We start from the raw sequence: 13422 nt of genomic DNA, 5'->3' as shown, positions 1-13422 counted from the left end.
GGTTTATATTATGGTAGTTGAATAGTTTTTTGTTTTAATTATGACATTGCGTACTGGTTTAAAACTACAACGATGATGAGAGATAGCTCCATACTGTAATAACTTATTTTTATGTAAATTTGTCGGATAACCTTTATGTTTAGCAAATCCATATTGTGGAAATTTTTTATCTAATTCATACATATCAAAGTCACGACTTACCTTAGCAATGATAGAAGCAGCACTAATTTCTTTTACTAAAATATCTCCTTTAATAACTGACTGATAAGGTATAGGTAGTGTTAAATTATAATTACCGTCGATGAGTACAAAATCTGGTACAGTCTTAAGATTTAAAACTGCCCTCTTAATTGCTAGCATTGTAGCATATGAAATATTCATTTCATCAATCTCTGTTGATTCTGCACGGGCTATACTCCAAGCAATAGCTTTATTTTTTATTTGGTAGTTTAATTCGAGACGTTTCTTTTCTGTTAACATTTTTGAATCAGCAAGACCAACAATAGGATTATCTGGATCTAATATCACTGCAGCAGCCACGACTGCACCTACTAATGCACCTCGTCCAACTTCGTCAACTCCAGCAATTTTACTTGCATTAGGGTAAATAAAATTATCCATTTTTAATTATTTCCAATACTGCATCTGCTGCTTGTTCATCAGCATTTAATCTAATTTTTTGATGTAATTCATTAAAAGTTTTCAATATTGTATCGCGTTTAGGACCTCTATGTATTAGTGGCTCTAATGCATCTACTATTGCTAACGGATTGCACTTGTTTTGTAGTAGCTCTGTTACAATTTTTTCTCCTGCTAGTAAATTTGGTAATGCAATATAATTAGTTTTTACTAAAAATTTAGCAATCCAAAAGTTAAATAAGTTCATACGATACCCAACTACCATTGGACATTTAGCCAACATACACTCTAATGTCGCAGTACCAGAAGTGATAATTGTAGCATCACTAGCTCTCATAGCTTGACGGCTATTTTTACCATCTATTAAATACATTGGTAGCTTAGGCGCAATTTTAGACTTAATATTTTCAAAATGTATACGATGTTTATAATTTACCAATGGTACTATAATTTCTAGTAACGGATAACGATAATATAAAATTTGAGCAGCTCTTATGAAATCGGCACTTAACATTTCTACTTCAGCACTACGACTACCAGGTAGTAAAGCAAGACAAATAGAGTTTTTAGATATCCCTAATTCACGACGTATTACTAATTTATTAGGAGATAGAGGCATATAATCAGCTATAGGATGACCAATAAATTTACATGGAACATTAAATAAATCATACAATTTTTTTTCAAATGGAAATAATACTAGTATTAAATTAGTATTACGTTTAATTTTAAATATACGATTTTGACGCCAAGCCCAAATAGAAGGACTAACATAATGAATGGTACGAATACCTATACGCTTAAGATTACCTTCAATTGTGATGTTAAAATCTGGAGCATCTATACCAATAAAAACATCTGGCTGAAGTTTAGTAAGACGTTGTGTAAGTTCATAACGAATTTTTAACAAACTGACTAGACGTCTTGTTACTTCTACGATGCCCATTACGGAAATATCTTCCATTTTGTACCAAGCTTCACATCCTTCTTTTCTCATATGCGGTCCTGGTACACCAACAAAACGTATTTTAGGATAACGTGCCTTTAAAGCACGAATAAGGCCAGCACCAAGAATATCTCCTGATATTTCACCTGCAGTACAAGCGATAGTTAAAGGGCGAACTAACATAGATTACCGGATCAATCCTCGATTAGAACGAGCAAAAAAATCATAGAATAATTTAACTTCATTATGTTTTTTTGCAAGAGCTTCAATTGCTGGTTTAGCCTCTTCCATAGTTTTATTACTACGATATAATAATTTATATGCATTACGAATAGCATGGAGAGCTTCTTTATTAAAGCCACGACGTTTAAGTCCTAAAATATTAATACCAAATGGTGTAGCATGATTGCCTTGAGCAATAATATATGGAGGCACATCCTGCGTCACACCAGAACAACCACCAATTACTACATGAGCTCCAATAGTACACCATTGATGTATTGCTGTCATACCACCAATAATAACGAAATCATCAACAGTAACATGACCACCTAATGTAGCATTATTAGCTAAAATACAACGATTACCTACTATACAGTCATGTGCAATGTGCACATTTACCATAAGTAAGTTACTGCTACCTACTTTAGTTAAACATCCTCCTTGTAAAGTACCACGATGAATTGTTACACTTTCTCGTATTCGGTTTAAATCACCTATTTCAACACACGTTGACTCACCAGCATATTTTAAATCTTGGTTTACTTCACCAATTGAAACAAATTGATAAATTTGATTATTTTTACCAATACGAGTGTAACCATTTAATACTACATGCGATTTTAGTACTGTATTTTCACCTATTTCTACGTTGGCACCGACAAAACAAAAAGGTCCTATATAAACGTTAGCGCCAATTACAGCACCTTCTTCAATTAAAGAACTGGGATGAATGCTAGCGGTTGAATCAATCACTAATTATGCCTCCCGGCTACGGGCACACATCATAGTTGCCTCACAAACAATTTTTTCGTTTACGATAGCAACTCCTTTAAATCGTGTAAGGCCACGACGAGTCTTTTCAAAATTTACTTCCATTATCATTTGATCGCCTGGCACTACTGGGTGCTTAAACCGTGCTTCATCTATACCAGCAAAATAATAAAGTTCACCTGGTTCCAATTTGCCAACACTTTTAAAGGCTAGAATACCAGTTGCTTGAGCCATCGCTTCTAAAATTAAAACTCCTGGAAAAATAGGTTTTCCAGGAAAATGCCCCTGAAAAAACGGTTCATTAACAGAAATATTTTTTACTGCGCGTAAATATTGATGCTCTTTAAATTCCAGCACACAGTCAACTAACAAAAAAGGATAACGATGCGGCAATAGTTCTAAAATTTCTTCAATTTTCAGAGTATGCATTTTATTAGTCAAAATACTCTTCCTATTATAAAAAATATCATGATAACAATACAAGAATCCGCATCGATTAAAATGATCTGTTATAGATCAAAGATTAATTGAATAGAGTTTAGTTTTCTCAATTACAAATACCTACTCTGTTGCTGTGCTTGTTCAGTTTTCCAAAAATATAAAAAAATTAGTAGTATATGATACTATATAAGAAATCTAAAGAACTTAATATTATAATAAAACATTTTAATCATGTTCATTAAGTTTACGTTCTATTTTTTTTAAACGTTTATTCATATTATTTATATTCATAAGTAAAGATGCTGTTTTCCGCCAAATTTTATTAGGTTGTAATGGAATACCAGATGAATATACTCCAGGTTCTGTAATTGCACGTATAACCATACTCATACCGGTTATTGTAACCTTATCACAAATTTCCATATGTCCATTAATAACACTGGCTCCGCCAATCATACAGTGATGACCAACCTTCAAACTACCACCCATGATAACACCAGCAGCAATTGCAGTATTATCTCCAATTATAACATTGTGTGCAATTTGACATTGATTATCTATAATAACACCATTACCTATCAAAGTATTATCTAATGTACCTCGATCAACGGTTGTACAAGCACCAATTTCCACCTTATTTCCTATTACTACAGTTCCTAGTTGTGGAATTTTTACCCATTTACCGCAATCATTAACATATCCAAAACCATCAGAACCGATAATAGCACCAGATTGAATGAGACAATTTTCACCAATTTTAATTTCATGATAAATTGTTACATTAGACCATAATCGTGAACCACGACCAATGTATGTCTTTTTTCCAATAAAACACCCTGCACCAATTACCACATTATCACATAGTTCAACATCAGATTCGATAACTGCATTAGCTCCTATAGCAATATTTTTATCTAGTTTAACTGTTGAATCTATTACTGCACTAGGTGCAATATTTTGTGCTGGTTGTGGCGTTGTATCTAATAATTGTGCAATACGAGCATAAGTTAAGTAAGGATCTTTTACTACTAATGCAGCTGTATGGCAAAATTCTAGATCTACCTCTTTTAGTATTACAGCCGAGGCCTTTACATTAGCAAGCTGTTCCCTATAACGGCTATTAGCAAAAAAAGTAATTTGACCAAGTATAGCTGATTGTATAGAAGCAATTCCAAAGATAGTGATATCTCCATCACCATACAATTTTGCATCTAAATACTCAGCTAAATCAGCCAGTTTAATTGATAACATTGATTATTTAACCTGTTTTAGTACATCATCAGTAATATCTTTTATAGTTGAAATATAAACTATAGCATTAGTATCAATAACAATATTATAGCCCTTACTATCAGCCACTTTCTTTACTGCTTTCTGAATATATTTAAGCAATTTATTACGTTCTTCTATTTGACGTCGATGATTATCTTGATTAAAAGCTTGGGCTTTACTAGAAAGTCTTTCACGTTGCACTATAATCTCTTTTTCAATACGATTACGATCACTAGCTTTCATAGTAGAACTATCACGTTGTAGTTTTTGTATTTTATGCTGTAATTCTCGTTCACGGTTTTTTAAATCAGTAACACGATTTTCAAATTCATCTTTTAGTCGTTGAGCAACAACCGTACGTTGAGGTAATTGTTCAAAAATATTAGACATATTTACCACAGCAATTCTTTCAGAAGCTTGTACATCTAAAGCTATTAGGAAAAAACTTAGTGTTACAGTAATAAATAAATATTTTTTCACTATAAACTCCTTTTTATTACTTTATATAAATCTTTATGCTACTAGCATTAGTCTACTATTATTAAAATAATGCGCTTGTTCTTAATAAACATTTAAACTTATTACCAATTTTTACCAATATAAAATTGAAATTGTTCTAATCTATCTCCTTCAAGTTTTCTTAATGGATATGCAAATGAAAAAACTAACGGTCCTACAGGTGATATCCATTGTAGTGCTACACCAATAGATACACGAATATTAGTAGGATCACTATAGTCAGGAATTTTTGCAGTATAGCTGTCTATGTTATTCTCCCACTTAGTATCCCAAATTGTTCCTGCATCCATAAATATAGAAGTACGTATGCCATTAGAATCACCATCGCCCATAAATGGAGTTGGTATAATTAATTCAATACTAGCAGCAGCTATAGCATTACCGCCTACGGCGTTATTAGATTGACAAAAATAAGTCTTATTAACTTTATGACAATTTGGTAATTTATTTTTTTGTATATAAATAGCTTTTGGACCAATAGCATTAGGACTGAAACCACGGATAATATTTGTGGATGCATTACTATAAAAATTCTCATAGAAAGGCATTTCTTGTCCATAAAATCCATTTCCATAACCTACATGACCATGCCCTAAAAGAACCCAAGTACCATCTGAATTCAATGGTATATATTGCTGTATATCTAAAATATTTTTATAAAATAAAGTGTCGGAACCTGGAATAGTAAATTTACTAGAAAAATTAATATACTTACCACTAGTTGGGAAAAATCCACGATCTAAGTTATTATAGATCCAACCGTAATTAAAGATAAATTCACGAGTTAATAGGTCGTATTTTTTATTAGCATCATAATCATTACCATAATGATATCCAATTGAATTAAGATAACGCCATATTGCTATTTGTGGGTGCATATTTGCAATGTTATTACGTACATAACCTAATCCTGTACGTAATGTATTATTTTCATTAATAGGAAATCCAAAAGTTTCATTTATACCATAACTTTGATTAGTATAATCTAAGACATTTAGGGTATCTGGTTTATAATTATTAATAAATAATTTACTACTAAAACCTATACCATCAACTGTAATATAAGGATTATTAAATGATAAATCAGTATACAATTGGGAATTATTTTTTGTACTACTTATACCTATTGCATTACCTGTACCTAACCAATTATATTGCATGGCCCCTATTAAAAAATTTAATCCACTTTCAGAACCATATCCAATACCGAAGTTCAAATTACCAGTATTATGTTCTTTAATTTTATATATTATATCTACTTGATCCAAAGTTCCTGGTACAGATTGCATATCTACATCAACTTTTTCAAAATAACCTGTACGTCCTAAACGTTTTTTCCCTTTATCAACTAGATTATTGCATAGCCAAGCACCTTCTAATTGACGCATTTCACGACGTAATAGCTCATCTTTAGAAACATTATTACCTTCAAAACGTATTTTACGTACATAATATCGCTGACCAATATCAATATTCATATAAAGAATAACAGTTTTATACTTATCGTTAATTTTAGATTCAATATTTATTTTAGGATAAGCGTAGCCATAATTCCCTAATGTTTTTTTGATATTTTCTTCTATATCAATGATTTTATCTTTATTATATAATTCACCAAATGAAATATTAATTAATTTTTTTATTTCTTTACGATAATCATTTAGATCACCATTTAAAATTACATTCAAAACTTTATACTTTTGACCTTCATGAATATTAATACTGATATAAAGGTATTTTTTATCAGTTGTTAAGTTCATTTGAGTAGAATTAATAGCAAAACGTATATATCCATTATTTAAATAAAAATCTTGCATTCCTATAAGATCATCTAATAATTTTTGTTTATAAAAACTATGAATATTTATAATATTCCACCATGATGATTTATCATGTAATTTAAAATTAGAACGTAATTTTTTAGAGCTATAATCTTTATTACCCAGAATATTAATTTGTTGTATTTTTGCTTTTTTTCCTTCTCGAAATATTAATTGAACATCGACACCATTATATGCTTTATTTTTAACTACTGACTTAACAGTTGCATTATATTTTCCTATATTATAATAGAAATCTTCTAATCCCTTTTCAATAGAAGAAAGTATACTATAATTAATTGGTTCTCCTACGCGTAATCCTAAACCTTCAAGAATTTGTTTTAACTGTTTTTCTTTAAATACTTTATTACCAATCAAACTAATGTTAGCAATAATTTTTCGTTCATTAACTTTTATAGTTAATGAATTGTTTTCACGAAAAACTTGTATATCGTTAAAATTAGCAGTAGAGAAAAGTGAAAGAATAATTTTTCTAATATCACTATTATATACGGTATCACCGATGCTTACTGGTATACGTAAAAGAGCTGTATTCACACTAACTCTTTGTAAACCTTCAAAATTAATTTCTTTTAAAATAAAACCTTTTGCACCATAAACAACAGTGCTGCTAAGTAATATCGACATTATAAATATTTTTTTTATCGCTTTTTTTATTATGCATTTTTCTAACACATTTTATACCTATTTACTTTCAGTTATTACAACCGTGAAAAATCATTGAAAAATGCAAGCCCAGTTAATAGTATTAACATAAGTAAGCCAATACGATAACTAAAAGCTTGAACTTGTTTGGACACTGGTCTACCATTAATTTTTTCAAAGACTAAAAAAAGTAAATGTCCACCATCTAATACTGGTAGAGGAAGGAGATTCATGATACTTAAGTTAACGCTAATTAACGCTAGAAATATCAAATAATCAACTACTCCATATTTTGCTGACAATCCAGCACTCTGCGCAATAGAAATAGGTCCACTAAGATTATCTAATTTTATATCTCCTAATAATAGTTTGCTAATTACAGATACTACTAATTTCATCAATTGAAAAATTTTCATACTAGCTTTATTAAGAGCAGTAAAAAAATCATATTGTTTTACTATTTTATAGTGATCTGGAATTGGTATAATACACGGTATTATACCTACAAAACCTTTAGCTGGATTTTCTTTTTTTGCTTTTGGAATTAATTTTATATTGTAAAATTGACCGCTACGATTTATTGTTAATAACATATTTTTACCAGGATTATTTAATACTTGTTTTGCAAAAGTTTGCCAATCATTTAAAGGTTTATTATTTACTGCAACAATTATATCCCCGGCTCGTAAACCAGCAATACTTGCTGGTGAATTTTCTTGGACATTTGCCAAAGTTGTTTTAATTTTTGGACTTAAAGGTGTTATACCTAAAGTACGTAATAAATCCTGTTGTTCTGAATTAAATCGCCAATTTTTTAAATTTAATTCTTTTTTTTTCGTGATTGTAATATTTTTAATAGATTGTGATACTGTAAAAATTACTTTTTTAGAATTTATTTTACTTATTAATGCTATGTATATTGAATTCCAATCAGGTGTTTCAATATCATCGATAGCTTTAATTTCCATACCAGGTGTGATTTGTGCTTTAGCACTAATAGATCCATTTATAACTTCTCCAATTACTGGCCGAACATGAGGTATTCCATAGATAAATAATCCCCAATATATAAAAATTGCAAAGAGTAAATTTGCTATAGGACCAGCAAAAATAATAGTAGCTCGTTGTAATATTGTTTTACTATTAAATGTTTGACGGTATAGTTTAATAGATAAATTTTCTTTATATCCTTCAAGCATTTTAATGTAACCACCAAATAGAATCCACGCAATAATATATTCAGTACCTCGAGAATCCTTGTAGCTATATATCTTTTTGCCAAAACCAATTGAAAAACATTCAACATGAACACCATAAAGTCGAGCTATCTTAAAATGTGCAAATTCATGTACAGTACTTAAAATAATAAGTGCTAAAATAAAAAATATATAATTCCATATTATATTGATTAACATTAATGCTCATTATTAAATTATGTTAAGTATTATTATTAAACAAATAAACAACGGTATAGCAGCTGTTAAGCTATCAATACGATCAAGAATACCCCCATGTCCAGGAATTAATTTACTACTATCTTTAATACCAACTTCTCGTTTAAACATACTTTCAGTAAGATCACCAATTACTGCAGCGATCATAATAATTAATGTATACATAGTTAATATACTAGGCTTCATGTGCAATGGAGATAGAACTGCAAATAACCAAGAAACTATTAAAGAACAAATTACACCACCAAATACACCCTCCCATGTTTTATTAGGTGAAATTTTTACAGCTAATTTATATTTGCCAAAAAATTTACCAAATACATAAGATCCAGTATCTATACTCCATACAATTAACATTACAAATAATAACCACCATGCTCCTAAAGAACTATCAATATTATATTTATATTGACGAAGCTCAATAATACCTACAAAAAATGGGATCAACGTAAACATGCCAAATAACAAACGCAAGAAACGTGAGCTACGCCACATGGTTGCAGAACTAGGATAAAAAATCATTAAAATTAATGCTATAAACCACCATCCTAGTGATGCAAAAAATATGCTTTTAATTTGGAACTGATAAAGATTATATTGATTAGGTTGAAGTAAAAAAATTAGCAATAGATATAATAATGAGCCATGCATTGTAGTAAGTAAGATACGTTGTTTATGCATTTTAATTCCAGCTAATTGTCCCCATTCATAAGTAGCAAACATGCAAATAATTATAGTTATTATTGCAAAACTTGATAGTGATATAAAAAACAATAAAATTATTATTGAAAATATTAAAATAAGACTTGTAATTAAACGATTTTGCAAAGATTAATCTCCAAAATTAATCATGTATATTTAGTGAAATACCTCCATAACGTCTCTCTCTAAGAGAGAAAGCATGTAGTGCACTTTCAAAAACATGTTGATCAAAATCAGGCCAAAGAATATCAGTAAACCAAAACTCAGCATAAGCAATTTGCCATAGTAAAAAATTACTAATTCGATGCTCTCCTCCAGTTCTGATTACTAAATCTACAGGAGCTAATTCTTGCATACATAAATACGAAGCTAAACTTGCTTCAGTAATTTGATCTGGCCGTAATAAACCTTCTTTAACTTGTTCTGCAAGTTTCTTGGTACCTTGAATAATATCCCAACGTCCACCATAATTAGCCGCAATATTCAAGGTCAATCCATTATTTTGCTGGGTGATTTCTTCTGCAATACGAATACGATCCTGAATATAGTTATTAAAACGGCCTGTATCACCAATAACCCGTAAACATATATTATGCTTATTTAAACTCTTGATCTCTCGATCAAGAGCCCAAGCAAATAATTCCATTAAAGCTGTCACTTCTTGTATTGGTCTACTCCAGTTTTCACTGCTAAATGCATAAAGTGTAAGAGCTTCTAATTTATGGTGGATAGCAAAACTAACGGCACGTCTTACTGATTTTACTCCAGCTTTATGGCCCGAAATACGCATTTTACCCTGATTTTTTGCCCAACGACCATTACCATCCATAATAATGGCAACATGCCGTGGCATACAATATTGTTCATTATCAAGACGATTAGGTTCGTTGAACGACATAACGCGTAATAATTCCTTCATTAGAAAGAAAATATTATTCTGAATACATTATGCTTGCAGTAAAATTTAATCCGTCTAATATGACGGACTATTTCAAAATAATTTTGAGTTATTAAATAATAAGCAATTATAACATTTTTCTTTGAGGGAACAAATAGTGAGTACATTCAATTTACTAAACTAAATCGTGTTAGTAATTTATTAGTATAAAGCCGAGCAAGTCGATCTATCTCCATTACATCTTCAATATTGGTTGGCTCTTTATATGTAAGGGAATTAAGAATTTCTTGATTAATGGCTGCAATATCAACAAAACGAATTTGTCTTTGTAAAAAAGCTGCAACTGCTACTTCATTTGCTGCATTTAATACAATAGTTGCTGTTTGACCTGCTAAACAAGCTTCTATAGCTAATTTAAGGCACGGATATTGTTTATAGTTTGGTTTAGTAAAAGTCAAAGCTTTTATTTGTGTAAAATCAATTGGCGTTACTCTTGAATTGATGCGGGTAGGCCATCCCATGCTGTATGCAATTGGTGTACGCATATCAGGTAAACTTAATTGTGCTAGTACACTACCATCGCAATAACGCACCATAGAATGAATAATTGATTGGGGATGAATTAATATTTCTATTTGAGTATCACTAGCATTAAATAACCAACGAGCTTCAATGTATTCAAGACCTTTATTCATCATTGTAGCTGAATCAACGGAAACTTTACGTCCCATTAACCAATTAGGATGTGTACAAGCTTGATCTGGAGATACGCTAGTTAAATCAGTAAGTGGAATGTCACGAAAAGGACCACCAGAACCTGTAAGAAGAATTGAGTCAATACCATTTTCTTTTAATTTAGCATACCCTAACTGTTGTTGTACAGATAAAGGTAAAATTTGGAAAATAGCATTATGTTCGCTATCCACTGGTAGTAATTGAGCTTTATATTGACGTGCAGCTTCCATAAATAAACGACCACATGTAACAAGTGATTCTTTATTAGATAGCATTACAGTTTTACCGGCGCAAATGGCAGCAAGTGTTGGTTGTAGACCAGAAACACCAACAATAGCAGCCATAACTATATCAACTTCATCAAGCACTGTAAGTTCGCAAGCAGCTTGAACACCGTAAAATACTTCAGTACGAACATTAATTTCTTGTAACTTAGTACGTAGTTCCTTAGCAGATGATTCATCTAACATCGCTGCATAGCGCGGTTGAAATTGCTTACACTGTTGTGTCATTAATGCTACATTTTTACCGGCAACTAAAGCTGTAACAGCATAATAATTCTTGTTTGCTGCTACCACTGCTAAAGTACTAGTACCAATTGATCCAGTAGATCCAAGTAGAGTTAATCGCTTCATAACATATCTCTTTCATAAGCTATCTCTATTGAAGTTATAGATACCAAATGAAGTTATAGATACCAAATTACCGTAGATATAATATAATATTGCTAAATACTTCAAAAAAATTAATTGCTAAATATACATTGGTACAATTAAAAATCCATTAATTCTTTTTCTTTATTTACTAGTTCACTATCAATATATTTGATTTTTTTATTTGTTATTTTTTGTATCTCTTCTTGCATACGATGCTCTTCATCTTCGCTAATTGCTTTATGTTTTAATAATTCTTTAATCTTATCATTGGAATCACGGCGAATATTACGCAAAGAAACACGGCATGATTCTGCTTCTCCTCGAACAAATTTTACTAAATTTTTGCGGCGTTCTTCAGTTAATGTAGGTAAAGGAATACGTATATCATGACCATCAGAATTTGGATTAAGGCCAAGATTAGATGAAATGATCGCTTTCTTGACTAAAGGACTTAATGATCTGTCAAAAATATTAACTCTAAGAGTACGTGGATCTTCTATAATAATGTTAGCTAATTGGCGAATAGGAGTTAATGTGCCGTAGTACTCAATCATAATACCATCAAGCATTGAAGGTGAAGCTCGACCAGTATGTACTTTTTTCATGTTTATTTTTAATGATTCTAAACATTTATCCATTCGTTTTTCAGTATCTTTTTTAATATCATTAATCACGTTAAAAGCCTTACATTTAATTTATTACTAGCCATTTTCCAATGAAAATGGAATTGATAAAATCAATTTTTATGAGTTCATATTATATAATGCTAAAGTATAATGGTTAAGAAATAAAAGATAAATTTATTAATCATAGTCTTATTAAAAATAGATTTTTATTTTTTATATTTTAAATTATTAATGAGTAATTAAAGTACCTTCTAGTTCACCCATTACCATACGACGTAATGCACCAAGTTTATTTATATTAAATACTCGAATTGGTAGTTTATGATCTCGTGCTAGTGTAAAGGCAGCTAAATCCATTACTTTAAGTTCTTTATCTAGCACTTCAGAATAAGTTAATTTAACATATAATGTTGCATCTGGATTTTGTACGGGATCAGAAGAATATACTCCGTCAACTTTAGTAGCCTTCAGTACTACATCTGCTTTAATTTCAATACCTCTAAGACAAGCAGCAGAATCAGTAGTAAAAAAAGGATTTCCAGTACCAGCAGAAAAAATTACAACACGATTATTACGTAATAGACTAATTGCTTCTGCCCAGCTATAGTTATCACATACACCATTTAATGGAATAGCAGACATCAATCTTGCATTAACATATGCACGATGTAAAGCATCACGCATAGCTAGACCATTCATTACTGTTGCCAACATACCCATATGGTCACCAACAACACGATTCATTCCTGCTTGTGCTAATCCCAAACCACGAAATAAATTACCTCCACCAATAACTATACCAACTTGAATTCCTAGCTCAACCAGTTCTTTAACTTCTTGTGCTATACGGTCAAGCACAATAGCATCAATACCAAAACCTTTATTACCTTGCAGTGCTTCACCACTTAATTTTAGTAAGATACGATGATATACAGGCTTTGCCTTGGTGGCCATAGTAATACATTCTTCCTAGCTGATATGATAAATAAAAAATTAAATCTAATTTATTATCCGTTTAAATAAGCAAGAAAAATATTGAAATGAAACTAAAAAAT

The 13422-nt window shown here is 30.7% G+C and carries 13 protein-coding genes; all 13 read right to left on the bottom strand.

Annotation, left to right across the window (positions count from 1 at the left end; genetic code table 11):
- Window positions 1-3: 3 nt before the first annotated feature.
- A complete protein-coding gene (gene rnhB, locus FD728_RS00465) occupies window positions 4-621 on the bottom strand; it encodes a ribonuclease HII (protein ID WP_159933731.1) in 618 nt (205 codons plus the stop codon).
- Complete coding sequence (gene lpxB, locus FD728_RS00460; RefSeq protein WP_159933729.1) at window positions 614-1768, bottom strand: lipid-A-disaccharide synthase; 1155 nt, start codon at window positions 1766-1768, stop codon at window positions 614-616. The genes rnhB and lpxB overlap by 8 nt, the downstream gene beginning before the upstream one ends.
- Window positions 1769-1771: 3 nt before the next feature.
- Window positions 1772-2560, bottom strand: a complete 789-nt coding sequence (gene lpxA, locus FD728_RS00455) for an acyl-ACP--UDP-N-acetylglucosamine O-acyltransferase (protein WP_159933727.1) — start codon at window positions 2558-2560, stop codon at window positions 1772-1774.
- A gap of 3 nt (window positions 2561-2563) precedes the next feature.
- Window positions 2564-3019 (bottom strand): 3-hydroxyacyl-ACP dehydratase FabZ, encoded by a 456-nt coding sequence (gene fabZ, locus FD728_RS00450; RefSeq protein WP_159933725.1) that lies wholly within the window; start codon window positions 3017-3019, stop codon window positions 2564-2566.
- A gap of 225 nt (window positions 3020-3244) precedes the next feature.
- Window positions 3245-4270, bottom strand: coding sequence for a UDP-3-O-(3-hydroxymyristoyl)glucosamine N-acyltransferase (lpxD, locus tag FD728_RS00445; protein WP_159933723.1), 1026 nt, complete (start codon window positions 4268-4270; stop codon window positions 3245-3247).
- Window positions 4271-4273: 3 nt separating this feature from the next.
- Complete coding sequence (locus FD728_RS00440) at window positions 4274-4771, bottom strand: OmpH family outer membrane protein (protein WP_236261809.1); 498 nt, start codon at window positions 4769-4771, stop codon at window positions 4274-4276.
- A gap of 101 nt (window positions 4772-4872) precedes the next feature.
- Window positions 4873-7278, bottom strand: a complete 2406-nt coding sequence (bamA, locus tag FD728_RS00435) for an outer membrane protein assembly factor BamA (protein WP_159934448.1) — start codon at window positions 7276-7278, stop codon at window positions 4873-4875.
- Between the two features lie 74 nt (window positions 7279-7352).
- Complete coding sequence (rseP, locus tag FD728_RS00430; RefSeq protein ID WP_159933721.1) at window positions 7353-8711, bottom strand: sigma E protease regulator RseP; 1359 nt, start codon at window positions 8709-8711, stop codon at window positions 7353-7355.
- Between the two features lie 12 nt (window positions 8712-8723).
- On the bottom strand, window positions 8724-9578 hold the full coding sequence (locus FD728_RS00425) for a phosphatidate cytidylyltransferase (protein ID WP_159933719.1): 855 nt from the start codon (window positions 9576-9578) through the stop codon (window positions 8724-8726).
- 16 nt (window positions 9579-9594) lie between these two features.
- A complete protein-coding gene (ispU, locus tag FD728_RS00420; RefSeq protein WP_159933717.1) occupies window positions 9595-10350 on the bottom strand; it encodes a (2E,6E)-farnesyl-diphosphate-specific ditrans,polycis-undecaprenyl-diphosphate synthase in 756 nt (251 codons plus the stop codon).
- Window positions 10351-10517: 167 nt separating this feature from the next.
- Window positions 10518-11720, bottom strand: coding sequence for a 1-deoxy-D-xylulose-5-phosphate reductoisomerase (gene ispC, locus FD728_RS00415; protein ID WP_159933715.1), 1203 nt, complete (start codon window positions 11718-11720; stop codon window positions 10518-10520).
- Window positions 11721-11857: 137 nt separating this feature from the next.
- Window positions 11858-12415 (bottom strand): ribosome recycling factor, encoded by a 558-nt coding sequence (gene frr / locus FD728_RS00410; protein ID WP_159933713.1) that lies wholly within the window; start codon window positions 12413-12415, stop codon window positions 11858-11860.
- 180 nt (window positions 12416-12595) lie between these two features.
- Window positions 12596-13321, bottom strand: a complete 726-nt coding sequence (gene pyrH / locus FD728_RS00405; protein ID WP_159933711.1) for a UMP kinase — start codon at window positions 13319-13321, stop codon at window positions 12596-12598.
- Window positions 13322-13422: the final 101 nt, after the last annotated feature.

The sequence above is a fragment of the Pantoea sp. Aalb genome (assembly GCF_009829985.1).
GTDB lineage: Bacteria > Pseudomonadota > Gammaproteobacteria > Enterobacterales > Enterobacteriaceae > SZZU01.
Note: the sequence above shows the minus strand (reverse complement) of the source record. Positions and strands in the feature narration are given on the sequence as shown.

Coding starts and splice junctions, on each gene's coding strand:
- rnhB (WP_159933731.1), bottom strand. CDS start 621: ATGGATAATTTTATTTACCCTAATGCAAGTAAAATTGCTGGAGTTGAC.
- lpxB (WP_159933729.1), bottom strand. CDS start 1,768: ATGTTAGTTCGCCCTTTAACTATCGCTTGTACTGCAGGTGAAATATCA.
- lpxD (WP_159933723.1), bottom strand. CDS start 4,270: ATGTTATCAATTAAACTGGCTGATTTAGCTGAGTATTTAGATGCAAAA.
- bamA (WP_159934448.1), bottom strand. CDS start 7,278: ATGTCGATATTACTTAGCAGCACTGTTGTTTATGGTGCAAAAGGTTTT.
- rseP (WP_159933721.1), bottom strand. CDS start 8,711: ATGTTAATCAATATAATATGGAATTATATATTTTTTATTTTAGCACTT.
- ispU (WP_159933717.1), bottom strand. CDS start 10,350: ATGTCGTTCAACGAACCTAATCGTCTTGATAATGAACAATATTGTATG.
- ispC (WP_159933715.1), bottom strand. CDS start 11,720: ATGAAGCGATTAACTCTACTTGGATCTACTGGATCAATTGGTACTAGT.
- pyrH (WP_159933711.1), bottom strand. CDS start 13,321: ATGGCCACCAAGGCAAAGCCTGTATATCATCGTATCTTACTAAAATTA.